At 67.2% G+C, this 23,995-nt stretch carries 17 protein-coding genes; 10 read left to right on the top strand and 7 right to left on the bottom strand.

The window, feature by feature from the left end; translation table 11 throughout:
* Nucleotides 1-468 precede the first annotated feature (468 nt).
* A complete protein-coding gene (locus C6570_RS12860; protein WP_245896190.1) occupies nt 469-2,460 on the top strand; it encodes a ligand-gated channel protein in 1,992 nt (663 codons plus the stop codon).
* Between the two features lie 178 nt (nt 2,461-2,638).
* On the opposite strand, the gene C6570_RS12855 is transcribed toward C6570_RS12860, so the two are convergent.
* Genes C6570_RS12855 through dapC form a run of 6 tightly spaced genes read right to left on the bottom strand, consistent with a single transcriptional unit; the run spans nt 2,639 to nt 8,834 of the window.
* On the bottom strand, nt 2,639-3,391 hold the full coding sequence (locus C6570_RS12855) for an NUDIX hydrolase (RefSeq protein ID WP_245896189.1): 753 nt from the start codon (nt 3,389-3,391) through the stop codon (nt 2,639-2,641).
* Complete coding sequence (prmB, locus tag C6570_RS12850) at nt 3,384-4,253, bottom strand: 50S ribosomal protein L3 N(5)-glutamine methyltransferase (RefSeq protein ID WP_106703572.1); 870 nt, start codon at nt 4,251-4,253, stop codon at nt 3,384-3,386. Before prmB ends, C6570_RS12855 begins: the two co-directional genes overlap by 8 nt.
* A complete protein-coding gene (gene dapE / locus C6570_RS12845) occupies nt 4,250-5,440 on the bottom strand; it encodes a succinyl-diaminopimelate desuccinylase (RefSeq protein WP_106703571.1) in 1,191 nt (396 codons plus the stop codon). Before dapE ends, prmB begins: the two co-directional genes overlap by 4 nt.
* Before the next feature lie 20 nt (nt 5,441-5,460).
* A complete protein-coding gene (locus C6570_RS12840; protein ID WP_245896188.1) occupies nt 5,461-6,735 on the bottom strand; it encodes a PilT/PilU family type 4a pilus ATPase in 1,275 nt (424 codons plus the stop codon).
* Nucleotides 6,736-6,786: 51 nt separating this feature from the next.
* Nucleotides 6,787-7,620: a 2,3,4,5-tetrahydropyridine-2,6-dicarboxylate N-succinyltransferase gene (dapD, locus tag C6570_RS12835; RefSeq protein WP_106703570.1), complete on the bottom strand. Its 834-nt coding sequence runs from the start codon at nt 7,618-7,620 to the stop codon at nt 6,787-6,789.
* An 8-nt stretch (nt 7,621-7,628) separates the two neighbouring features.
* On the bottom strand, nt 7,629-8,834 hold the full coding sequence (dapC, locus tag C6570_RS12830; protein ID WP_106703569.1) for a succinyldiaminopimelate transaminase: 1,206 nt from the start codon (nt 8,832-8,834) through the stop codon (nt 7,629-7,631).
* Nucleotides 8,835-9,086: 252 nt separating this feature from the next.
* On the opposite strand from dapC, the gene C6570_RS12825 reads away from it, so the two are divergent.
* The 7 genes from C6570_RS12825 (at nt 9,087) to def (ending at nt 19,272) form a co-directional block, all read left to right on the top strand.
* Nucleotides 9,087-9,569 (top strand): hypothetical protein, encoded by a 483-nt coding sequence (locus tag C6570_RS12825; RefSeq protein WP_106703568.1) that lies wholly within the window; start codon nt 9,087-9,089, stop codon nt 9,567-9,569.
* Nucleotides 9,570-9,838: 269 nt separating this feature from the next.
* The gene (gene smc, locus C6570_RS12820) at nt 9,839-13,354 is read left to right on the top strand and encodes a chromosome segregation protein SMC (protein ID WP_106703567.1); all 3,516 of its coding nucleotides are present in this window, start codon (nt 9,839-9,841) and stop codon (nt 13,352-13,354) included.
* Nucleotides 13,355-13,604: 250 nt separating this feature from the next.
* On the top strand, nt 13,605-14,747 hold the full coding sequence (locus C6570_RS12815; protein WP_106703566.1) for a cell division protein ZipA C-terminal FtsZ-binding domain-containing protein: 1,143 nt from the start codon (nt 13,605-13,607) through the stop codon (nt 14,745-14,747).
* Between the two features lie 54 nt (nt 14,748-14,801).
* Nucleotides 14,802-16,955, top strand: coding sequence for an NAD-dependent DNA ligase LigA (gene ligA, locus C6570_RS12810; protein ID WP_106704682.1), 2,154 nt, complete (start codon nt 14,802-14,804; stop codon nt 16,953-16,955).
* Between the two features lie 148 nt (nt 16,956-17,103).
* Entirely contained in the window at nt 17,104-18,024 is a 921-nt protein-coding gene (locus C6570_RS12805; RefSeq protein WP_106703565.1) for an ROK family protein, read from the top strand.
* Nucleotides 18,025-18,162: 138 nt separating this feature from the next.
* A complete protein-coding gene (locus C6570_RS12800; protein ID WP_106703564.1) occupies nt 18,163-18,729 on the top strand; it encodes a hypothetical protein in 567 nt (188 codons plus the stop codon).
* A gap of 3 nt (nt 18,730-18,732) precedes the next feature.
* Complete coding sequence (def, locus tag C6570_RS12795; RefSeq protein WP_106703563.1) at nt 18,733-19,272, top strand: peptide deformylase; 540 nt, start codon at nt 18,733-18,735, stop codon at nt 19,270-19,272.
* 158 nt (nt 19,273-19,430) lie between these two features.
* Here the strand turns inward: def and C6570_RS12790 are convergent, their stop codons facing one another.
* On the bottom strand, nt 19,431-20,135 hold the full coding sequence (locus C6570_RS12790) for a C40 family peptidase (RefSeq protein WP_106703562.1): 705 nt from the start codon (nt 20,133-20,135) through the stop codon (nt 19,431-19,433).
* 554 nt (nt 20,136-20,689) lie between these two features.
* Between C6570_RS12790 and C6570_RS12785 the strand changes: the two genes are divergently transcribed.
* Both C6570_RS12785 and C6570_RS18500 read left to right on the top strand, forming a co-directional pair.
* Nucleotides 20,690-21,898: a PQQ-dependent sugar dehydrogenase gene (locus C6570_RS12785; RefSeq protein WP_106703561.1), complete on the top strand. Its 1,209-nt coding sequence runs from the start codon at nt 20,690-20,692 to the stop codon at nt 21,896-21,898.
* Nucleotides 21,899-22,309: 411 nt separating this feature from the next.
* Nucleotides 22,310-23,851 (top strand): IPTL-CTERM sorting domain-containing protein, encoded by a 1,542-nt coding sequence (locus C6570_RS18500; RefSeq protein WP_123812262.1) that lies wholly within the window; start codon nt 22,310-22,312, stop codon nt 23,849-23,851.
* The last annotated feature ends 144 nt before the right edge of the window (nt 23,852-23,995 follow it).

Raw genomic sequence — 23,995 nt, 5'->3', positions numbered from 1 at the left:
GGGAGGGGGGATTATCCGCGCGCTGCGCATGCCCCTTCAGTGCGCTTGAAGAGCGCGCAACGACAGAGGCACCTGCCCGCCACTGCGCGGCCTGGCCTCACCTGGGCCAACGTGATCGCGGTGATCCGCGCGCGGTATCGGCTGCGCCCGCCGATTCGATCCGACTTCAGCCGGGCAGACAGGCTCGGTACCGCTCACTGGCGAGTGGTCTCTGATGCGCAGAAATGGCACTTCATGGAGACGGGTCATTTCAGTTATTTATAATGAGAATCATTCGCAAAAATAATCGGCGATTCAAAACAGATCGGCGGCCAGTGCGCCTGCTGACGTCCGTGTCGTCTTTTCTGGAGGGTTTGGGGTATGCAACGGAGTAAAAACAAGGGCGTGGCTGGGTGTGCCGCCGCAGCAACAGCTGGGCTACGAGGCGGCCAGGCTCGTCCGACGGCGATGGCCGCTGCGCTGGGCGCGATGAGCGTATTCGCTCCATGGGCAGCGCAGGCCGAAGACGGCAACGGTGGTGGCGCGGCCACTTTGGATACGGTGGTCATCACCGCGTCGGGGTTTGAGCAGACGGTGGCCGATGCCCCTGCCTCGATCACCGTCGTCCCGCGCGCCGAGCTGGAAAAGCGTGCCTACAAGGACGTCACCGACGCCTTGCGCGACGTGCCGGGCGTGGTGGTCACGGGCGGGGGCAGCAGCAGCGACATCAGCATTCGGGGCATGGCAGCGGGCTACACCATGCTGCTGGTGGACGGGCGCCGCCAGAATTCCCGCGAGACGCGCCCCAACAGCGACGGGGCGGGCATCGAGCAAGGCTGGTTGCCGCCGCTGAATGCCATCGACCGCATCGAGGTGATCCGAGGGCCGATGTCCTCGCTCTATGGCTCGGACGCCATGGGCGGGGTGATCAACATCATCACGCGCAAAGTACCCAAGGCCTGGAACGGTTCGGTTCGCGCCGAAGGCACGCTGCAGGAATCGTCCCGCTCGGGGGATATCGCCATGGGCAACTTCTACTTGGGCGGCCCCATCAAGGACGACGTGCTGGGCCTGCAGATCTATGGCCAGAAATCGCACCGCAACGAAGACCGTTTTGTCAGCGGCTTCAACCAGCAGGACACGACGTCAGGCACGCTCAAGCTGAGCCTGACGCCGAACAAGGATCACGACCTGGTGTTCGAAGCCAGTCGAACGCTCCAGGACCGCATCGCCACGCCGGGGCGCACCATTGCTTCCGAGACTTGCCGCGCCGGACGGTGTACGCCCAACGTCGCGTCCAAGAGCGCTTACGACAAGAACCTTTTCGCGCTGTCGCACACCGGGCGCTGGGGTTTGGGCACTTCGACAACCTACCTGCAGCAGGACAAGGTCGACAACCCCGGGCGCGATATGTACCTGAAGAACACCGAGTTCAACAGCCAGATCACGATGCCGCTGGGGGGCGGCAAGCACCTCGCGACGCTGGGCGTGTCCTACCAGAAGGAAAACCTGGAAGACTCAGGCAACCAAATGGTGGTGGCCAACCCGATCAGCAAGCTCAGTCGCTACCAATGGGCGCTGTTTGCCGAGAACGAATGGAGCGTGACGCAATCTCTGGCATTAACGGCGGGCCTGCGCATGAATCGCGACCAAAACTACGGCACGCACTGGACGCCGCGCCTGTACGGCGTGTGGCATGCCACCGAACAGCTCAGCGTCAAAGGCGGGATTTCCACCGGGTTCAAGGCGCCCAGCTTGCGGTCGGCTGTGGCCGACTGGGGCCAGGTCACCGGCGGCGGAGGCGATCCGGCGGTGATTCGCGGCAACCCCAACCTGAAGCCCGAAAAGAGCACCAGCCAGGAAATCGGCGTGGTATGGGACAACCGCCGCGGCCTGGGTGCCAGCTTCACGGTGTTCAACACCAACTTCAAGGACAAGATCACCGAGATCCGCAGCTGCTCCGACACGGAGGGCGCGGGCTCGCGCATCATCACCGGCAACTGCACCATCTACGGCACGCCCTACAAGTTCATCAGCGACCGGGTCAACGTGGACAAAGCCACCATGCGCGGCATTGAAGCCACCTTGACCTGGGACGCCACCGACGCCCTGCGCCTGGCCACCAACTACACCTTCACCCATTCAGAGCAAAAGAGCGGCACGTTCAAGGGCAAGCCGTTGAACAAGATGCCCAAGCACATGTTCAACGCCACCGCCGACTGGCGTGCGTTGCCCCAAATGAACGTGTGGAGCCGCGTCAACTTTCGCGGCCGCACCTCGGATTACCTCAGCCGCACCAGCATGGTGGAAGGTACGCCAGCCTTCACCTTCGTCGACGTGGGCCTGAACTACAACTTCACCAAGAACATGAAGCTGGGCGTGGGCATCTACAACCTGCTGGACAAGAAGGTCGACAACGATATCTATGGTGCGGTGTACGACGGGCGGCGATACTGGATCAGCCTGAACGCGACATTCTGAGGCGACGGGTGTCGTCCGCTGCCCAAGCAGCGCGTGCTGGCGCGGGCGCGGCCATCGGCGGTCACACCGCTCCAAAAACCAAGGCGGCGGGCCACAAAGGCGGAAGACTGCGCCGAGCGCTGGGCGGCGATCACAGTATCTTTCCGCGCCAGCGGGTGAAAGGATGGCTTGGCCGGTATCAGCGCCAGGCAAACTGCGGTTGGTCGAAATGCGCCACGCGGGTGGCCTGGCCGCGCAGGCAGACTTCGCGAAACTGGTACAGCAAGGCGGTGGTGGGCGCGGCGATCCAGCTCGTGCCTACGGGCATGCGCAGCACGGGGTGGGGCGAATGCTCGCTCGCGTCCAGCAGCGGCGCGTCGGGCCGCAGGAGTTCAGTCAAGGGAATGCGGTGGGTGCTGGCGACTTCGTTCGCGTCGGGCGCCAGAGCGGGCACCGCGCCCGCCCATACGACGATGGGCGTGATCACGAAGCCGGATCGCGTGGCGTAGTCGTCCAGCCGCCCCAGCACCTGCACACGGTGGGGGGCCAGGCCGACTTCTTCGTGCAGCTCGCGCAGCGCCGCCTGCTCGGGCGATTCGCCGGGCTCGATGCGCCCGCCGGGCAGCGCCCATTGGCCTGCGTGGCGCTTCAGGTGCGCGGCGCGCCGGGTGAGCAGCAAGGCGGCGGCGTCGCTCCAGCGCGCGGGTGCGGCGATGCCGTGCACGTCGGCGCCGAGTCCTTCGTCCAGCACGGTCAGGGTGACCGCGGCGCGTGGCGTGCCCTCCGGCGCGTGGACCGCTTGCACGGCGAAGCGGCTCAGGGCGGCCCGGATCTGGTCGCGCAGGGCGTCGGACAAGGACCATGCCGCCGCGCTGCTGGATGCGGCCATCTCTGCGCCGGTGCGGCGATCAGGCGCTACCTGGGTGCCCGGCACGCCAACCGGGTCAGGCACGCAAGGCCTGGCGGGTCAGCAGCAGCACCGCGTCGCCGCCCGCGCTGGTCTCCAGCCACACCGGGTTCAATGTGGGGAAGGCGGCCTCGAAATGCGCACGCTCGTTGCCGATTTCCAGCACCAGCACGCCTTGCGCACTGAGGTGCTGCGGAGCAGCTTCGATCAGCTGGCGCACAAAATCCATGCCGTCGGCGCCGCCTGCCAAAGCCAGTTCTGGCTCCGCCAGGTATTCCGCCGGCAGCGTCGCCATGCTTTGCGCGTTGACGTAGGGCGGGTTGCACAGCATCAGGTCGTAAGGCCCGTCGCACCGCGCCAGCCCGTCGGATTCGATCAGGCGGATGCGGTTCGTCAGCGCGTGGCGCTGCACGTTGAGGGCGGCCACGGCCAGCGCATCGGGCGACAGATCGGCCGCGTCCACTTGCACGTCCGGCCATGCCATCGCGGCCAGCACGGCCAGGCTGCCGTTGCCGGTGCACAGGTCCAGCACGCGGTGCGTCTTGTCGCCCAGCCACGGATCCACGCTGCCATCGGCGATCACTTCGGCGATCAGGCTGCGCGGGACGATGGCGCGTTCGTCCACCGTGAACGGCACGCCTTGCAGCCAGGCCTCGCCAATCAGGTAGGCCAGGGGTTTTCGGGATTCGGTTCTTGCTCTTAAAAGCGTAGCTGCCTGCCCAAGCTGCTCGGGCGCCAGATCCTGGTTTTGCTTGGAATCGGTGAAGTCCGTATGCAGCGGCAGGCCCACGGCGTGCAGCACCAGCCAGGCGGCCTCGTCGTGCGCGTTGGTGGTGCCGTGGCCAAAGCCCACGCCCGCGGCGGTCAGGGCGCGTTCGGTGTCGGCGATCAGCTCGGCCAGCGTCATGCGGCCGCTGGCAGCGCGGCCAGGTTTTCCAGCACGCGGCGGTAGATGGCCGTCAGCGGCTCGATGTCGGCCACGGCGATGTGCTCGTCGATCTTGTGGATGCTGGCGTTGGGCGGGCCCAGCTCGATCACCTGCGGGCAGATCTGCGCGATGAAGCGCCCGTCGCTGGTGCCGCCCGTGGTGGAAAGCCCGGTATCCAGCCCCGTTTCGGCGCGGATGGCGGCCTGCACCGCCTGCACCAGTGTGCCGGGCGGCGTGAGGAAGGGGCGGCCGCCCAGCGTCCATTTCAGGTCGTAGTCGAGCCCGTGCTTGGCCAGCACCGCTTCCAGCCGTTGCTGCAGCGATTCGGGCGTGGATTCGGTGCTGAAGCGGAAGTTGAAATCCACCACGACCTGGCCCGGAATGATGTTGCTGGCGCCGGTGCCGCCGTGGATGTTGCTGACCTGCCAGCTGGTGGGCGGGAAGAAGTCGTTGCCCTTGTCCCACTCGATGGCGACCAACTCGGCCAGCGCGGGCGCCAGCTCATGAATCGGGTTTTTTGCGAGGTGCGGGTAGGCGATGTGGCCCTGGATGCCCTTGACCGCTAGCCGGCCCGACAGCGTGCCGCGGCGGCCGTTCTTGATCATGTCGCCAGTGTGGTTCACGCTAGTGGGCTCGCCCACGATGCAGTAATCCAGCACTTCACCGCGGCTTTTCAGTGCCTCGCACACCACCACGGTGCCGTCCAGCGCCGGGCCTTCTTCGTCGCTGGTGAGCAGCAGGGCGATGTTCAAGGGCGCATCGGGGTGCGCGGCCAGGAATTGCTCGGTGGCCACCACGAACGCGGCGATCGAGGTCTTCATGTCGCTGGCGCCGCGGCCGAACAGCTTGCCATCGCGCTCGGTGGGCGTGAAGGGGTCGCTGGCCCACTGCGCCAGCGGGCCGGTGGGCACCACGTCGGTATGGCCCGCGAATACTATGGTTTTTATAGCTGCTGACGCAGGTGCGGAAAGCGCTGCAGGTCGTTTTGACCACAAATTGCGCACACGGAAGCTGTCGGGCCCGCTGTCGATGATTTCGTTGACGAAGCCCAGGGGCGCCAGCCTGGCGGCCAGCAGGTCGATGCAGCCCGCGTCTTGCGGCGTGACGGAGGGCCGGGCGATCAGCGCTTCAGCGAGGGCGCGCGTGGCGCTGGGTGCTGCAGACATGGAAGAAGGCCGTCCGCCGATCAACCGCCGCCCAGGCGCGAGTCGGTAAAACCGCCGAGCTTGGAGTCGGAGTAGCCCGATTGGCTGAAACCGCTGTCGCCGTAGCCGGTGCGCGCAAAGCTGCGCCGGTTCATGGCAGGCACGTCCAGCGTGATTTCGGTGAAAGAGGGCTCGTTGCTGACGGCTTCCTCTTCCTGCGGCTTGTTGGCCGTCACGCGGGCCGTGTCGTTCTGCAGGCGCCAGAGCAGGTTGGTGGGCGAATCGGCGTGCACCAGGCCTTCCTGACGCTCCACACGGCCCGCATTGATGAGGCGCGCCAGGTCATGCTCGAAGGTTTGAGAGCCTTCGGCGATGGAGTTGTCCATGGCTTCCTTCACGCCGGAGAAATCGCTCTTCTCGATCAGGTCGGCCACCAGCTTGGTGTTCAGCATCACCTCGACCGCGGGTGTGCGCCCGCCGTCCACCGTGCGCACCAGGCGCTGCGACACGATGGATTTGAGCGCCGAGGCCAAATCCCCCAGCAGGGTAGGCCGCACTTCAACCGGGTAGAAGCTCAAGATGCGGTTGAGCGCCTGGTAGCTGTTGTTGGCGTGCAGCGTGGCCAGGCACAGGTGGCCCGACTGTGCGTAGGCGATGGCCGAGGACATCGTTTCGCGGTCGCGAATCTCGCCGATCATGATCACGTCGGGCGCCTGGCGCAGCGCATTCTTCAGGCCGGTCTGCAAGGCGCCGGTGTCGGTGCCCACCTCGCGCTGGTTGATCAGCGACTTGCGGTTGGTGAACACATATTCGATCGGGTCTTCGATCGTCAGGATGTGGCCCGAAACCAGCCGGTTGCGGTGGTCCAGCATCGAAGCGAGCGAAGTGGATTTGCCGGCGCCGGTGGCCCCCACCATCAGGATCAGGCCGCGCTTTTCCATCACCAGAGTCTTCAGCACGGGCGGCAGGTTCAGCGAGTCGAACGGCGGAATATGGGGGCTGATGAAGCGGATCACCGCGGCGTAAGTGCCGCGCTGGCGCATGGCCGACAGACGGAAGTTGCCCACGCCTTCGATGGGCAGCGCCATGTTCAGCTCGCCGCTCTCACGCAGCTCTTCGATGCGGTTGGGCGGCACCACGTCGATCAGCAGATTCATCACCGCCTCGGGCGGCAACAGCTGCGTGTTGATCGGGTGGCACACGCCGTTGATCTTGATGGTGGCCGGTGCGTGCGCGGAAAGGTACACATCCGAAGCCTGCTTCTCGGCCATCAGGTACAGGATGCGTTCCATCATCGATTGCGGTGCGGCGGGCATGGGGCTTCCTTTGGCTCTGGCGTTCGGATGTGCGGGTCAGCGGTGCGGCGCTCAGGGGCGCAGCAGGTCGTTGATGCTGGTCTTGCTGCGCGTTTGCGCGTCCACGGTCTTGACGATGATGGCGGCGTACATGCTGTAGTCCTGGCCGCCGGCGGTTTTCTTGGGCAGGTTGCCGCTGACCACCACGCTGCCGGAGGGCACGCGGCCGTAGCTGATCTCGCCGGTTTCGCGGTTGAAGATCGGGGTGCTCTGGCCCAGGTACACGCCCATGCCCAGCACCGAGTTTTCTTCGACGATCACGCCTTCGACCACTTCTGAGCGCGCGCCGATGAAGCAGTTGTCTTCAATGATGGTGGGGCCGGCCTGCAGCGGCTCCAGCACGCCGCCGATGCCTACGCCACCAGACAGGTGCACGTTCTTGCCGATCTGGGCGCAGCTGCCCACGGTGGCCCAGGTGTCGACCATGGTGCCTTCGCCCACGTAGGCGCCGATGTTCACGTAGCTGGGCATCAGCACGGCGCCGTTGCCGATGTAGCTGCCGTGGCGCGCCACGGCGGGCGGCACCACGCGCACGCCCGAGGCGCGCATGGCCGCCTCGTCCAGATCGGAAAACTTGGTTTGCACCTTGTCGAAGAAGGCCAGCTCGCCCGCGCGGATGGTTTCATTGCCCTTGAGGCGGAAAGACAGCAGCACGGCCTTCTTGATCCACTGATGCACCGTCCACTGGCCCACGCCTTCGCGGGTGGCCACGCGCAGCTGGCCGTTGTTCAGCTGGGCGATCACCTGCTCGACGGCGCTCGCGACTTCGGCGGATGCGGTGACGGGCGAGAGGTCGGCGCGGTTTTCCCACGCGGCGTCGATGGTTTGTTGCAGTGCTTGGGTCATGTCTGGATTCAGGCTTTGGATTGGATGAACTGGACGATGCGCTCGGCGGCCTCCACGCATTCGTCGGTGTCGGCGACCAGCGCCATGCGCACGCGGCCCCGGCCCGGATTGGCGCCGCCCGCGTCGCGCGCGAGGTAGCTGCCGGGCAAAACCGTCACATTGTATTGAGCGAGCAGCTCACGGGCGAAGTCGGTGTCGGAACTATTCCACGCCGCGGGCACGCCGGCCCAGAGGTAGAAGGCCGCGTCGGGCAGGCGCACGTCCATCACCGATTCCAGCATGGGCGTCACGCGCGCAAACTTCTCGCGGTACTGGCGGCGGTTGTCTTCCACATGGGTTTCGTCGCCCCAGGCCGCGATGCTGGCGGTGGCCACCACGGGGCTCATGGCGCTGCCGTGGTAGGTGCGGTACAGCAGGAATGGCTTGATGACCTGGGCGTCGCCCGCTACGAAGCCCGAGCGCATCCCCGGCACGTTGCTGCGCTTGGACAGGCTGGTCAGCATGACCAGCCGGCGGAAATCGGTGCGGCCCAGCGCCATTGCGGCCTGCAGGCCACCCAGGGGCGGCTCGCCCTGGAAGTAAATCTCGCTGTAGCACTCGTCGGACGCGATGACAAAGCCGTGGCGGTCGCTCAGCTCAAACAGCAGCTGCCATTCCTCCAGAGGCATCACCGCGCCCGTGGGGTTGCCGGGTGAACACACGTACACCAGCTGCGTGCGGGCCCAAACCTCATCGGGCACCTGGTCCCAACGTGGTGCGAAGTTGCGCGCCGGGTCGCTGGCCACGTAGTGTGTTTGCGCACCGGCCAGCAGCGCCGCGCCTTCGTAGATTTGGTAGAACGGGTTGGGGCAGACCACGGTGGCGCCCGGCCGCGTGGGGTCGATCACTGTTTGCGCCAGCGAGAACAGCGCCTCGCGCGAACCCAGTACCGGGATGACTTGAGTGGCTGCGTCCACAGCCACCCCGTAGCGGCGTTGGAGCCATCCCGCGCAGGCTTCGCGCAGGGCAGGTGTACCGGCCGTCGGCGGGTAACCCGAAAGCCCCGTGGCCAGGTCGGCCGCCAGCGCATCCTGGATGAATTGCGGCGTGGCGTGTTTCGGCTCGCCAATGCCCAGGCTGATGGGACGGTAGGCCGGGTTGGGCGTGACGCCCTCGAACAATTTGCGCAGCCGCTCGAAAGGGTAGGGTTGCAGCTGGGAGAGCAAGGGGTTCATGGCGCCTGATTATGGCGCCGGGCGCAGGGGCGGCTGGCTTGGCGGCTTGCGCACCCTGGCGGTGACACGGCCGAACGCGGGCACGGCCGCAAGGCGCAGCTCAAACGGCTTAGGCGATGCGAAAAAGCTGCGCGTGCCCCGAAGCATATGGGGTTTAAGAATGCCTTCAGCTTCCGGCGTCATCCCCGGCTGGTTGGCCCGCGTTGGAGGGCCATGCATGTGTTTTCATGCGCCCCCAATCGAGTCATCGTCATGAAATTTGCACCGCTTTTCGTTGCCGCCGCTGTAGTTTGTTCAGGCGCAGCCTGGGCCCAAGGCGCCGCTGCCCCCGCCACGACCGGCGCGGCCACCGTGCACGCCGTTTGCAAAGATGGCACGCCCTTTGAAGGCGCCAAGATGAGCGGCGCCTGCCGCGGCCACGGCGGTGTAGACAAAAAAGTCACAGCCGCTGCTGCCGGTGGCGCCGCCCCCGCCGCACCGGTGGCCGCCGCATCGGCTGCACCCGCTGCCCCTGCCGCACCCGCCAAAGGCCTGACCAAAACCGCGCCCGCTACGGCGTCGATGCTTGCTGCCGGTGCGGCTCCTGGCCAGGTGTGGGCCAACGACTCCACCAAGGTCTACCACTGCGCCGGTGATAAGTTCTTCGGCAAGACCAAGAAGGGCGAATACATGAGCGAAGCCGACGCCAAGGCGAAGGGCTTCCACGCCTCTCACGGCAAGGCCTGCGGCGCCTGATCGGCACCCGAGCTGACGCAACGGCGCGGGGCGCCGGGCGGTGTGGCCCCTTGGGGCTGCACCATACCGGCCCCGCGCCGTTGCGTTTTGTGTATCAAATCGGGCCCTGGCGCAGCATGCGCCAGCGCTGGCAGCTATCAATTTTGATGAAGCCGGCAGTGCGAAACAGGGTGTAGCTGGGCCTGCCGTTGGTCCGCCTGGGGGCACCTGCACGGTATCATTGGTGGTTTGCCCCGACCCTTACTGCGCCCCGTGCGGGCTGCGCGCCAGTGCGACTCAACTCGATCAAGCTTTCGGGCTTCAAGTCCTTTGCCGAGCCCACCAATTTCATGCTGCCCGGGCAGCTGGTCGGCGTGGTGGGGCCCAATGGCTGCGGCAAGTCCAACATCATGGACGCGGTGCGCTGGGTGCTGGGCGAATCGAAGGCGTCCGAGCTGCGTGGCGAATCCATGCAGGACGTCATCTTCAACGGCACCACCAACCGCAAGCCGGCCAGCCGTTCGTCGGTCGAGCTGGTCTTTGACAACGCCGACCACCGCGCCGGCGGCCAGTGGAGCCAATTCACCGAGATTTCCGTCAAGCGCGTGCTGACGCGCGACGGTACCAGCAGCTACTACATCAACAACCAGCCGGTGCGCCGGCGCGATGTGCAGGACGTGTTCCTCGGCACCGGCCTTGGGCCCCGCGCCTACGCCATCATCGGCCAGGGCACCATCAGCCGCATCATTGAAAGCCGGCCCGAAGAGCTTCGGCTGTTTCTGGAAGAGGCTGCGGGCGTCAGCAAATACAAGGAACGCCGCCGCGAGACGGAAAACCGCCTGTCGGATACGCGCGAAAACCTCACGCGGGTGGAAGACATCCTGCGCGAGCTGAACACCAACCTGGACAAGCTCGAAAAGCAGGCGGAAGTTGCCCAGCGGTACCAAAGCATGCAGGCGTCGGCGTCGCTCAAGCAGAACCAGCTATGGTTTTTGAAGCGCGCCGAGGCTGAAGAGGGGCAGGTCAGGCTCAAAGCCGAGGCGGAAAAGGCCGTCAACGACCTCGAATCGCGCGTGGCCGACCTGCGCCACATCGAAGCCGATCTGGAGGCCGTGCGCCAAGGCCATTACGCGGCCGGCGATCAGGTCAACCGCGCGCAGGGCCTGCTGTACGAGGCCAGTGCCGAGGTGGGCCGGCTGGAGGCGGAGATCCGCTTCGTCGTCGAAGGCCGCCAGCGCGCCGAGCAGCGCACGCTGCAGCTCAAAGAGCAACTGGCCCAGTGGGCCGAGCGCAAGGCAGAGGCTGAAGCAGAAATCGAAAACCTGGCCGCCAACGCCGTCGAGGCGGAAGACCAGCAGATCACCCTGGCGGCGCAGCTGGAAGAGCAGCAGCAAGCCTTGCCTGACCTGGAAGACGCGCTGCGCCGTGCGCAGGCGCAGTCCACCGAGCAGCGCAGCGCCGTCGCGCAGGTGCAGCAGCAGATTCAGGTGCTGGCGGCCGAGCAGCGCGGCATGGAAGAGCAATCGCGCCAGCTGAACCAGCGGCGCGAGCGGCTTTCCACCGATAAGAACGCCCTGGCCGCCCCAGACGAGCAGCGTTTGCTCAACCTGCAAGAACAACTGGCGGCCGCCCAAGAGGCGCACGAAGTGGCCGACGCGCGCCTGCAAGAGCTGCAAGACAGCGTGCCGCAACTGGACGAAGCCCGCCGCACCGCGCAACAGGCGGTGAACACTGAGACCGCGCGGCAAAGCGATTTGTCGGCGCGGCTGGACGCCCTCAAAACGCTGCAAGACAAGGTCAAGACCGACGGCAAGCTGCAACCCTGGCTGAAAAAGCACGGACTGGACGGCTTGCAAGGCCTGTGGAGTCGAATCCACGTCGAGCCGGGCTGGGAAAACGCCCTCGAAGCCGCGCTGCGCGAGCGTATGGCCGCTCTCGAAGTGGGCCGCATCGAAACGGTCAAGGCCTTCGCCAACGACGCGCCGCCGGCCAAGCTGGCCTTTTACAGCCCACCCAGCGGTGCGCCTGCCGAAAGCAGCGGCGCGCTGCCCCGCCTGGCCGATCTGCTGCGCCTGCACGACGCCAGCCAAAAAGCCTTGCTGAGCGACTGGCTGGCGGGCTGCTACACGGCGCCGTCGCTGGAAGAAGCGCTGGCGCAGCGCGGCCAGCTGCAAGCCGGCGAGGTGATTTACGTGGCCAGTGGGCACGGCGTCAGCGCGAACAGCGTCAGCTTCTACGCGCCCGATTCCGAGCAGGCCGGCCTGCTGGCGCGTGCGCAAGAAATCGAGAACCTGGAAAAGCAGCTGCGCGCCCAACAGCTGATCAGCGAAGAAGCGCGCAGCGCGCTGGTCAGGGCCGAGGCGGCGTACAGCGATGCGTCGCAGCGCCTCGTGGGTTCGCGCCGCGAAGCCGGAGAAGCCCAGCAGCGCGCGCACGAGCTGCAGGTTGAAACCCTGCGCCTGACGCAGCTGGCCGAGCAGACGCGCGCACGCAGCGAGCAGATCGCCGGCGATCTGGCCGAGGTGGATGCCGGCCTGGAAGAGCTGCAAGAGCGCCGCGTGACCGCCGAAGCGCGCTTTGAAGAGCTGGACATGCAGCTGGCCGACACGCAAGAGCGCCACGCCCAGCTGGACGAGCGCGTCATCGAGGCCGAGCGGAAACTGGCCGAGGCGCGCGAGCAGCAACGCGCGCTGGAGCGGCAGGCGCAGGAAGCCACCTTCGCCCAGCGCAGCCTGGAAGCGCGCCGCGCCGAGCTCGCCCGCACCATCGATACCGCTGCCAGCCAGAGCGCCAGCATCGAAGCCGAACAGCAGCGCGCCAGCGAAGAACTGACGCGCCTGACCGACGCCGCCGCCCAGGCGGGGCTGCAGGCCGCGCTGTCGCTCAAGCTGGAGCGCGAACAGGCGCTGGGCGCTCAGCGCAGCATCTACGACGATCTGACCGCCAAGCTGCGCGCGTCCGACGAAAAGCGCTTGTCGCTGGAGCGCGAGCTGGACCCGCTGCGCCAGCGCATCACCGATTTCCAGCTGAAAGAGCAGGCCGCGCGCCTGGGCACTGAGCAGTACACCCAGCTGTTGACCGACGCCGAGGCCGATCTGGATGCGGTGGCCCGTTCCATCGACGAAGGCAACGTGCGGCTGACCGGCCTGCAAGGCGAAATCGACCGCCTGCACCGCGAAGTGCAGGCGCTGGGCGCCGTCAACCTGGCCGCACTCGACGAGTTGACCACCGCACGCGAGCGCAAGACCTTCCTGGACGCTCAATCGGCCGACCTGACCGAGGCGATGACCACGCTGGAAGACGCCATCAAGAAAATCGACGGCGAGACGCGCGACCTGCTGGGCAACACTTTCAACACCGTCAACGAGCACTTTGGCCGGATGTTCCCTGAGCTGTTCGGCGGCGGGCAGGCCAAGCTGGTGATGACCGGCGAAGAGATTCTGGATTCCGGCGTGCAGGTGATGGCGCAGCCGCCGGGCAAGAAGAACCAGACCATCCACCTGCTGTCGGGTGGCGAGAAGGCGCTGACCGCCATCGCGCTGGTGTTTGCCATCTTCCAGCTCAACCCCGCGCCGTTCTGTTTGCTGGACGAGGTGGATGCGCCGCTGGACGACGCCAACACCGAGCGCTATGCCAAGCTGGTCACCAAGATGAGCGGGCAGGGCACGCAGTTCCTCTTCATCAGCCACAACAAGATCGCGATGGAGATGGCCGAGCAGCTGATCGGCGTCACCATGCAGGAGCAGGGCGTGTCGCGCATCGTGGCGGTCGATATGGAGTCGGCCGTGGGCATGGCGGAGACATGAGAAGCTGCCCTGAGTCGCCTACGGCGCCTTCCCCCCGCTCTCTTCGCGCTGACGCGCTTCGGGCAGGGGGACAACGCCACTTCCCGGCGCAGGTCCGGGAACGGCGTTTGCTGACATGGCCTGCTCCGCGGCCACTGGCTTCGCGGTATGCCGGGTACGGCTGGACTTTGATACGCGGCGGCGGGCTCGGCCCGGGCGCCAAGCAGGGTCGATGGACGGAAACTTTGTCGGCCAAGGGAGCCACAAGAAAATGAGTTCTTTGCAAGTGGGTTTGGCGGTGGCCGGCGGGCTGGTTCTGGGGGGTGTGATCGCCTACAACACCTGGAACGCGCGCCGCAATGAGCCGCGCCAGGCGCAACCCGACACACAGCCGCCACGGGCCGAGCAGCGCGAGCGCGCCGAGCCAACAATCGACGGCGTGCCCCTGTCCGAAGACCGCACCGAGCCCGTGCTGGATGGCGAGCTGCGCACCCCCGTGCCGCCGCGCGCCGACTTTGCCCCCTCGGGCGCTGCGCCGGCCGATTTCGTCAGCACCACCACGCTGGGCATGCTGCCCTTGCCAGATCGCACCCCGCACCTGGATGCGCTGATCGATGTGATCGCCCCCATCGCATTGGACGGCCGGGTGGTGTCGGGCGACGCCGTGCTGGCCGCGCTGCCGACCACGCGCCGCGTAGGCAGCAAGCGCTTTCTGGTCGAAGGCCAAAGCGAGGCCACGGGCGAGTGGGAGCCGCCCGCCCCCGGCCGCCGCTACAACGAATTGCGCGCCGGTGTGCAGCTGGCCAATCGCACTGGTGCGCTGAACGAGATCGAATACTCCGATTTCGCCGTGCAGACCGAGCGCTTTGCCGACGCGCTGGGTGGCGCGGCCGACTTGCCCGACATGCTGCATGAGGTGGCCCGCGCCCGCGAGCTGGACCAGTTCGCCAGCCAGCACGACGCGCAACTGGGCTTCACCCTGCGCGCCCACGGCGCCGCCTGGAGCCCCGGCTTCGTACAGCAACAGGCCGCGCGCCTGGGTTTCGTGCCCGGTGCACTGCCCGGGCGCATGGTGCTGCCTTCCAGCGAGCCCGGCCTGCCGCCGGTGCTGGACCTCAGCTTCGACGCCCAGGCAGCCCTGGCCGAAGACCCGGCGCACACCGCCATCACCGAAATCACGCTGAACCTGGACGTGCCACAGGTGCACCGCGAAGAGCAGCCCTTCGCGCGCCTGCGCGACGCGGCCTTCACGCTGGCCGAGGCGATGGATGGCGTGATCACCGACGACGCGGGGCAGATGCTGCGCAGCGAGATGATCGACACCATCGGCGCCGACCTCACCCGCCTGTACGACACGCTGGACGGGCATGACCTGGCAGCGGGCTCGGCGCAGGCGCGCCGCCTGTTCAGTTGACGTGTTCCTAAGCCTTTCAGGGCACCGGCCCTGATGCAACCAGCGCAGGCCGCTATGAATTCAAAAGCAGACGTGGCCACGCAAGCGGCCGAATTGCGCGCCGCCCTCCACCGCGCCGCGCACCAGTACTACACGCTCGACGCGCCGGAGCTGCCCGACGCCGAGTACGACCGCCTGTTCCAGCAACTGCAGGCGTTGGAGGCCGCCCACCCCGAATTGCGCACGCCCGATTCGCCCACCCAGCGCGTGGGCGGCGCGGTGCTGGCCAGCCTGCAGCCCGTACGCCACGCCGTGCCCATGCTCAGCATCCGCACCGAAACCGACACCACGCCGCAAGGCGCCGTCACTTTCGACCAGCGCGTGCGCGACTACCTGGCCAGCGAACAACGCCGCACGCTGCTGAAAGCCACCGACGAGCGTTTTCGCGCCGCACCGCTGGGCGCTGAGGCGCAGGCCATCCTGGCGGGCCAGCCCACCGCCTACGTCGCCGAGCCCAAGTTCGACGGCCTGGCCATGAACCTGCGCTATGAAAACGGCGTGCTGGTGCAGGCCGCCACGCGCGGCGATGGCGAGACGGGCGAGGATGTCACCCACAACATCCGCACCATCCGGCAGATCCCGCTGACGCTGCACGTCGGCCCTGGCGCGCCCGCCATTCCGCCCGTGCTGGAGGTGCGCGGTGAGGTCTACATGCGCCGCGACGACTTCGAGGCGCTGAACGAGCGCATGCGCACCCGCATGGCGGCGGGCGACAAGGCCAAGACCTTCGTCAACCCGCGCAACGCGGCGGCCGGTGCGGTGCGCCAACTGGACCCAGCGGCTGCCGCGCAGCGGCCCCTGAGCTTCTACGCCTACGGTCTGGGCGAAGTCGCCCCGGCGGCACAGGGCGGGCCTGATTTTCAAACCCACTGGCAGGTGTTGCAGGCGCTGAAGTCATGGGGATTTCCGGTCTCAGCGCTCGCCAGACAAGCGCAAGGCGCTTCGGATTTGATAGCGTTTCACGCCGACGTAGCAGCGCAGCGTGACGCGCTGCCGTTTGACATTGACGGCGTGGTTTACAAGGTCGACAGCCTGCCGCTGCAGCGCGAGCTGGGCTTTGTCACCCGCGAGCCGCGCTGGGCCGTGGCGCACAAATACCCGGCGCAAGAGCAACTGACCACGGTGCAGGCCATTGACGTGCAAGTGGGCCGCACCGGCAAGCTGACGCCCGTGGCCAAGCTGGCGCCGGTGTTCGTGGGCGGCGTGACCGTGACCAACGCTACGTTGCACAACGAGCTGGAGGCACGCCGCAAGGATGTGCGCGTGGGCGACACCGTGGTGGTGCGCCGCGCGGGCGACGTGATTCCCGAAGTGGTCTCGGTGCTGCCAGACAAGCGTGTGCCAGGCGCGGCCGAATTCACCATGCCCACGCACTGCCCGGTATGCGGCAGCGACGTGGTGCGCGAGGAGGGCGAAGCCGATCACCGCTGCACCGGCGGCCTGTTCTGCCCCGCGCAGCGCAAACAGGCGCTGCTGCACTTTGCCAGCCGCCGCGCCATGGACATCGAAGGCCTGGGCGACAAGCTGGTCGAGCAGCTTGTCGACGGCAACGTGGTGCGCACCTTGCCCGACGTGTACCGAATGGGCTTCGTGGCGCTGGCCGCGCTGGACCGCATGGCCGAAAAGTCCGCGCAGAACCTGATTGCCGCGCTAGACAAATCGAAGCAGACCACGCTGGCGCGCTTTCTGTACGCGCTGGGCATCCGCCACGTGGGCGAAAGCACCGCGAAGGATCTGGCGCGCCATTTCGGCAAGCTGGACGCGGTCATGGCCGCCAGCGCCGATCAGCTGCTGCAGGTGCCCGACGTGGGCCCCGTGGTGGCCGACAGCATCCACACCTTTTTCGCCCAGCCGCACAACCGCGAGGTGGTCGAGCAGCTGCGCGCCGTGGGCGTGACCTGGCCCGAGGCAGAGCCTGCAGCCGGCGCCACGCTGCCACTGGCTGGAAAGACTTTTGTGCTGACGGGCACACTGCCCACCCTCAGCCGCGATGAAGCCAAGGCTTTGCTGGAGGCCCAAGGCGCCAAGGTGGCAGGCAGCGTCAGCAAGAAAACCAGCTACGTCGTGGCCGGTGAAGAAGCCGGTAGCAAGCTGGACAAGGCGCGCGAGCTGGGCGTGCCGGTGATCGACGAGGCGCAGATGCAGGCGCTGCTGGTCGACGCCAAGTAGCGGGCAGGCGAGGGCGCCCGTGGCGGCTGCAGACGCAGCGCAGTGGCTGAGATGTTGAGTCAGCCCGGGCTGCCTGCGCATCGGCGGGGCGGAGATCGGTGGGGCACGCAGGCCAAGCGCTGCGCCTCATGCGGCATAGTCTGCCTCCATGCTTGAACGTGACGATTGGCTGCTGGGCGTGGACCTGGGCGGCACCAAGATTGAAATTGCCGCCCTGGATGGGCAAGGCCAGTTTGCGTTGCGCCGGCGCGTCGCAACGCCGCAAGGCGACTACGCCGGCACCTTGGCGGCCATCCATTCCCTTGTGCTGGCGGCCGAAGCCGAATTGGGCCGGGCTGGCTTGCCGCTGGGCGTGGGCATTCCCGGCAGCTTGTCGCCCCTGACGGGCCGGGTGCGCAACGCCAATTCCACCGCGTTGAACGGGCAGGCGCTGGGTGACGACCTGCAAGCCCTTCTGGGCCGCCCCGTGCGCCTGACCAACGACGCCAATTGCCTGGCCTTGTCCGAAGCCACCGATGGTGCGGGCGCTGGGGCCGACGTGGTGTTCGCAGCCATTCTTGGCACTGGCGTGGGGGCGGGTCTGGCGGTGCATGGCCGCGTATTGGCCGGGCGCAATGGCGTCGCAGGTGAATGGGGGCACAACCCCTTGCCACACGCCGATGCGCAAGAGTTGGCCCCGCGCTGTTGGTGCGGTCGCGATGGCTGCTTGGAGCAATTCTTGAGCGGCCCGGGCCTGCTTGCCGACCACCGCTGCCACGCAGGGCAGGGGGCCGACGCCAGCGCCATCGTGGCGGCCGCGGATGCCGGTGAACCGGTCGCCCGCGCCAGTCTGGCGCGCTACGCCGATCGCCTGGCGCGGGCGCTGGCCCAGATCATCAACGTGCTGGACCCGGACGTGATCGTGCTGGGTGGCGGCATGAGCAATGCCCGGGCGCTGTACACCCTTGTGCCCGAGCTGTGGCGCCCCTACGTGTTCAGTGACGTGATCCATACCGAGTTGCGTCCGGCGCGCCACGGCGATTCGTCAGGCGTGCGTGGCGCCGCGTGGCTGAGCGCCGGCCCGGCATAGGGTGAACCCGCGTCGGCGCGGCGGCTTCTACGAGCGTTGTATAGACTGAACCTGCGTCAGGCGCTTGCCCTGGCGCCATGGGTTGGGCGCATTTCTTAAAGAACCTCGCCTGGCCCGCTCTTACAAGGAGAAGCGAACATGGCAGTTCAATGTTCAACACCTGTTATTCACGGCGCGGGCCTTCGTCGGCTCGGGCTTCTGGGTGCGGCCACGGTGCTGGCGGTACTGGGCGGCTGCGTGGTGGCGCCAGTGGATGGTTACGACGTGGGCGCACCGATGGTCTACACCGATGGCGCCTACGGCACGCCCTACTATTACAACGCCCCGGCGTACGGCAACTACTACGGCGCGCCTTACTACTACGGCACGCCGTACTACGGGCCCGCTGTGTCCCTTGGCATCTACGGCGGGTCGAATGGCCATTGGCGCGGCAACGACCGTTGGCGTGACAACCGTGGTTGGCGCGGCGACAACGGCTGGCGAGGCAATGGCTGGCGCGGCAATGGCGGCAACTGGGGCGGCAATGGCTGGAGCGGCCGGCCGCCCGGCGGCGCAGTGCCACCGATGCCACGTCCGCCCATTCCGCCGCAGATTCTGCCCCGCCCGCCGATGCCCGGCGGGGGCATCGCCCCTGGCCCTGGCCGCGGGTTTGGCGCAACGGGCATGGGCATTGACCGCCGTGGCGGCACACCTGCTAACCCCTGAGTCATGGCGGTCTACGACATCCTGAAGATGGGCGATTCGCGCCTGCTGCGCATCGCCCAGCCCGTGCAGGCCTTTGATACACCCCAGCTGCACCAGCTGACGGCCGACATGTTCGAAACCATGAACGCCGTCAACGGCGCGGGTTTGGCCGCGCCCCAGATCGGCGTGGATTTGCAGGTCGTCATCTTTGGCACCGGCCAGTCCAACCCGCGCTACCCCGATGCCGCGCCCGTGCCGCGCACCGTGCTGTGCAACCCCGTCATCACCCCTCTGGGCGACGAGGAAGAGGAAGATTGGGAGGGCTGCCTTTCCGTGCCCGGCTTGCGCGGCGTGGTGCCGCGCTGGCGGCGCATTCACTACTGCGGGTTCGACCTGTACGGCGACCCGATCGACCGCGAGGTGGAAGGCTTTCACGCGCGCGTGGTCCAGCACGAGTGCGACCACCTGATCGGCAAGCTTTACCCCATGCGGGTGCGCGACTTCACCCGCTTCGGGTTCACCGATGTGCTCTTTCCGGGGCGCGCCGCGGTGGAAGACGATTGAGGCTGGTTGCCTTGCGCTATGGCTGGATGGTTCCGCGCCACCTAGGCTGAACAGCCCGGCCGCCCCCTCGGGGGCGATTCGTCGAAAGCAAAAAAAAGGGCCCCGAAGGGCCCGATGATTTTGGAAGAGCCCGTTTTGACTGGCCCTTCCACCCTCAATCAGATGCTGTCGCCGCTGCTTGGGCGCAAAACCGATTCCACGGCCGCCGGCGCGGATGCAGAAGGGGCGCTCGACTTGCCAAAGGTGCCCCCCAGGCGCACGCTGCGCGGCGCAAGCGACGGGCGGTCGATCACGCTGGAGGAGCTGGCCTGGGCAGACACGCTGGCGGTGCTGTCGCTCTCGCCCGTGGGCAGCACGCGGCGGGCGCCGTCGAAGCGGCGCTGCCAATAGCTGATGTTCATGCTTTCCACCCGCACTTGAGAACCGGTGCGCGGCGAATGAATGAATTTGCCGTCGCCCACGTAGATGCCCACGTGGCTGTTGGTGCGACGCAAGGTGTTGAAAAAGACCAGATCGCCGGGCTTCAGGTCGGTTTTTTCGATGCGGCTGGTGGCGGCGGCTTGTTCGGCCGAGGTCCGCGGCAGCATCAGGCCCACGGTTTGCTGGTACATCGCGCGGACAAAGCCGCTGCAATCAAACCCGGTTTCTGCGGAAGTGCCACCCAGCTTGTAAGGCACGCCCAGCGACTGCATGGCGTGGGAGACGAGATCGCCCGCGCGGTCGGTGGCTTGCTGAATGGTGTCGCCCAGACGGGCCATGAGGCCCTTTTGCGCCAGCAGCTTGTCCAGATCGTCCTGGGGAGCGGCGAAGGCCGGCAGGCTGGCGGCCAGAAAAATCAATGAAGCAACAAAGGATTTGGACATGGATCCGATCAGCGGCGCGTGTCAGGCGCCGGAGGGTTTGCCTGGGGGAGCGGATGCAACCCTAGACAAAGGGTTGCAATCGAAATCTTTGGTGTTACAGCTGTGTTAAACAACTGCCGGCGTAGTGTAGGACAAGTTCTTGCCCCCATGTCCTTATAACCCTGTAAATCGTTCAGGGTTTGCCCGATCGCCTGTGGATTTGTTCCGGCGTGAGCGGCGGCAGGCGCGGCCGGTGGTGCTGGCTTTCAACAGATGCGTGGCGCGTCTTCTTCATTGCGCTGGGGTGAAACTCATTGTGAATCAATGGTTTACGAATTGAAGCGCGTTGACACCCGGGCTTGGCGACGTCTTTTCCCCTGGCGATCTCGATCAGTCCACCGCCCCATGCGATTCTTGAATACCGTGGCGCGGAGCCTCCGCTTGCACCCGCCCGAGATCGATAGCGTCTGGCGTGGGGCCAGGCACCAGGGCGCGCCTGGTGGGCGGGCGCTGGTCGGGTTATGGTGAATGCCTGCGGTTGGCCACGTGCTGCACCGCTGTATCAGGAGAGAAATATGGCCCTACCGCTTACCCCACCAGCGCCGACAGCTATCAGACTAATAGTGATAGCGGCCAGCGTTTGCCTCAGCGCCTCTGCCGTGCTGGCGCAAGCGCCTGTGCCTGTGCCTGTGCCTGTGCCTGTGCCTGCGCCGTCGGCGGCCAGCCCGTCCGTCACCGCGCAGACCGTCGCCACCGGCCTTCAGCACCCCTGGGCCGTGGCCTTTCTGCCCGAAGGGCGTTTTCTGGTGACCGAGCGGCCGGGGCGCCTGCGCGTGGTCGATGCCGATGGCAAGCTGCAGCCGCCCGTGCAAGGCCTGCCCGAAGTGGTGGCAGGCGGGCAGGGCGGACTGCTGGACGTGGTGACCGACAGCGATTTCGCCCGCAACCGCACGCTCTACTTCTGCTACAGCGAGCCCGGCCAAGGCACCACCAACAGCACCGCCCTGGCCAGCGCACGCCTGTCGGCGGACCGCCAGCGGCTGGAGGACGTGAAAGTGCTGTTCAGCCAGCAGCCCAAGGTCAGCAGCACGGCGCATTTCGGCTGCCGCGTGGTCGAACGCCGGGTGGACGGCAAGCCCGACGGCACGCTGTTCCTCACCCTGGGCGACCGCTTCTCGCGCCGCGACGACGCGCAAAAGCTCGACAACCACCTGGGCAAGATCGTGCGCGTGGGCAAGGACGGCGGCGCGCCCAAGGACAACCCCTTCGTCGGCAAGGCGGGCGCGCTGCCGGAGATCTGGAGCTACGGCCACCGCAACAGCCAGGGCGCGACCATGGGCCCCGACGGTCGTTTGTGGCAGCACGAACACGGCGCCCAGGGCGGCGACGAGATCAATCTGCCGCAGCCGGGCAAAAACTACGGCTGGCCGCTGGTCAGCTTTGGCGTCAACTACGACGGGAGCCAGATCGGTGACGGCAGCAGCGTCAAACCGGGGCTGGAGCCGCCGCTGCACCACTGGACGCCGTCGATCGCGCCGTCCGGCATGGCGTTTCTGGCCAGCGACAAATACGGGCCGGCCTGGAAGGGCAACCTGTTCGTCGGCTCGCTCAAGTTCCAGTACCTCGACCGCATCGAGCTGAAGGACGGAAAGGTCGTGGCCGAACACCAACTGCTGCAAGACCTGGGCCGAATCCGCGACGTGCGCCAGGGCCCGGATGGGCTGCTCTATGTGCTGACCGACAGCCCCATGGGCAAGCTGGTGCGGCTGCAGCCTCAGCCTTGAAGTTGCTATGGATAGGGTAGCTGGTCGCGCAGGTGGATGTAGCGCCAGCGCTTGATTTCATGCTTGGCGGTAAGGGGCGGTCGCACCGGAGCAGTCTGCCGGGAGGGCATGGCGGAGCGTCCGGACCATCTGGCGCGGCGGGCTGACACCGCGCCAGGGGTGCTGCCCGCGGGCCGGTCGGTGCGCGAACGCGCGCATTGGCCCGGCACGAGGCTCCCCTGAATGCGGGTCACCCAGGCGACCGGTGACGCCAAATGGCCTCGGTTTGTTGACTGGCTGCCACGCTGACCGCCAACAAGTGCGCCATTCGTCTGCCCGACGGTGGCGATCTGCTCTCCTTTTGGGTGCACAACCTATACTGCCAGGTCAAACACAATGGTTCGATACCTGACAACAGAGGGGCCCCAGGGCATGACTGCTTACCAACGACTGATTCGATCCGCGGCACTGGCCGCCATGGGCCTGGGTGCCCTGGCAGCGGCACAGGCACAAACCTACACCGTTCCGCCCGGCACGACCGAATTGACCGTCACCCTGACCGGCGCGGGCGGCGGCGGTGGTGGCTCGGACGCCAGCGGCCCCGGCGGCACGGGTGGCCCGGGCGCTTCACTCACGGTCAGCATCCCGGTCAACCCCGGTGATGTGGTGACCTATACCGAAGGCGCGGCCGGCGCCGGTGGTGCGACGTGGCTCAACCCTTCCGCCGGCATGGCCGGTGGAGCGGGTGGCGCCGGCTCGGGTGGCGGCGGCAAGGGCGGCGACGCGCCGCTAGCCAACCTGAGCACCAACCCGCCAGATCCGGGCAGCGCCAGCGGCGGTGGCGGCGGCGGTGGCGGCGCGACGTCCATCACCGTCAATGGCCTGACGGCGCGTGCCGGTGGTGGCGGCGGCGGCGGCGGCGGCAGTTGGAACCAAGGCGGCGGCGCAGGCACGCCCGGCGCCGCAGCGGTTGGAGGAACAGCAGCATGCGCAACCCCAGGCGTGGGCGCCGACGGTGCCGCGGGCACGGGCACGCGTGCTGCGCAGCTCAACAACGGCGGTGGCGGCGGCGGTGGTGGCGGCGGTGGCTACATGGGTGCGGAGGGCGCTCCCGGCGAGGCAGGCTTTGACGGCAATACCCAGTCCACGCCTGGTGGCGCTGGCGGCTCCTGCTATTCCACCGGCATGACCCTGGTGACCAGCGCGCCGGCTGGCGGCGGCGCGGGCGGGGCTGGCGCGGCAGGCAGCAACGGCACCAACACCCCGGGCGGCATCGATGGCACGGCCGGTACCGTGACGTTTACCCCCAACCTCGTGGTCGTGCCGCCGGTGCTGGCGCCGGGGGACGGCACGATCACGGTCACCCCCAACCTGCCGCCGAGCATCACGGCCGCGGACGTGACGAACTACACCCTCACCTGCACCGCGCCAGCCCCCGCGGCAGCGGCGGTCATCGCCAACCCGACCGGCTTGCCGCTGACGGTGTCGGGCCTGACCAACGGCGCGGCCTACGACTGCACGCTGCAGGCGCACCTGACCGACGGCCGCACCACGCTGCCCCAGACGGACACGGCCACGCCGATGGCAGCGCCCCTGCCGGTGGTATCGCCGGTGCTGATGCCCGGTGACGCGCAAATCGTCATCAGGCCGCCTGCGACGCTGCCGCCTGGCATCAATGCAGCGGACGTCGTCGACTACGTCGCGGTTTGCACGCCCACGCCGCCCACGCCGATCCCCAACCCGGTGACCTTGCCCTACACCATGACGGGCCTGACCAACGGCACGCCATACAGCTGCACGCTGCAGATCAACCTCACCGGTGGCCGCACCACCCCCGTGGGGCCTGCGGTGACGGCCACGCCGACGGCGACCGCGGTCGCCGTGCCGACGGTGGGCGAGTGGGGCCTGCTGCTGATGTCGCTGGGCCTGGCCGGCTTCGCGGCACGCGGCCTGCGCAAGGGCCGCGCCAGCTGATCGCCGCGCCGACCGCGTAGCCAGGCATCGTCTGGCTGCCGACACACCCGCGAAGCTGTTCAGCTGGCGGGTGTTTTTTTGCCTGCGGATGGTGAGCTGGCGCTTCCAAAAGAGGAGCTGCTCGCGCAGGTGGCTGTAGCGCTA

It is taken from the genome of Ottowia oryzae, assembly GCF_003008535.1.
Taxonomy (GTDB): Bacteria; Pseudomonadota; Gammaproteobacteria; order Burkholderiales; family Burkholderiaceae_C; genus Ottowia; species Ottowia oryzae.
The sequence above is the reverse complement of the archived record's forward strand: the minus strand, read 5'-3'. Positions and strand labels throughout refer to the sequence as shown.

Bases quoted from the DNA above. Each gene is read 5' to 3' on its own strand.
- dapC (WP_106703569.1), bottom strand. From the start codon at position 8,834: ATGAACCCCTTGCTCTCCCAGCTGCAACCCTACCCTTTCGAGCGGCTG.
- C6570_RS12815 (WP_106703566.1), top strand. From the start codon at position 13,605: ATGAGTTCTTTGCAAGTGGGTTTGGCGGTGGCCGGCGGGCTGGTTCTG.
- ligA (WP_106704682.1), top strand. From the start codon at position 14,802: ATGAATTCAAAAGCAGACGTGGCCACGCAAGCGGCCGAATTGCGCGCC.
- C6570_RS12805 (WP_106703565.1), top strand. From the start codon at position 17,104: ATGCTTGAACGTGACGATTGGCTGCTGGGCGTGGACCTGGGCGGCACC.
- C6570_RS12840 (WP_245896188.1), bottom strand. From the start codon at position 6,735: ATGCCCGCCGCACCGCAATCGATGATGGAACGCATCCTGTACCTGATG.
- C6570_RS18500 (WP_123812262.1), top strand. From the start codon at position 22,310: ATGACTGCTTACCAACGACTGATTCGATCCGCGGCACTGGCCGCCATG.
- C6570_RS12860 (WP_245896190.1), top strand. From the start codon at position 469: ATGAGCGTATTCGCTCCATGGGCAGCGCAGGCCGAAGACGGCAACGGT.
- C6570_RS12785 (WP_106703561.1), top strand. From the start codon at position 20,690: ATGGCCCTACCGCTTACCCCACCAGCGCCGACAGCTATCAGACTAATA.
- dapE (WP_106703571.1), bottom strand. From the start codon at position 5,440: ATGTCTGCAGCACCCAGCGCCACGCGCGCCCTCGCTGAAGCGCTGATC.
- C6570_RS12790 (WP_106703562.1), bottom strand. From the start codon at position 20,135: ATGTCCAAATCCTTTGTTGCTTCATTGATTTTTCTGGCCGCCAGCCTG.
- def (WP_106703563.1), top strand. From the start codon at position 18,733: ATGGCGGTCTACGACATCCTGAAGATGGGCGATTCGCGCCTGCTGCGC.
- dapD (WP_106703570.1), bottom strand. From the start codon at position 7,620: ATGACCCAAGCACTGCAACAAACCATCGACGCCGCGTGGGAAAACCGC.
- C6570_RS12800 (WP_106703564.1), top strand. From the start codon at position 18,163: ATGGCAGTTCAATGTTCAACACCTGTTATTCACGGCGCGGGCCTTCGT.
- prmB (WP_106703572.1), bottom strand. From the start codon at position 4,253: ATGACGCTGGCCGAGCTGATCGCCGACACCGAACGCGCCCTGACCGCC.
- C6570_RS12825 (WP_106703568.1), top strand. From the start codon at position 9,087: ATGAAATTTGCACCGCTTTTCGTTGCCGCCGCTGTAGTTTGTTCAGGC.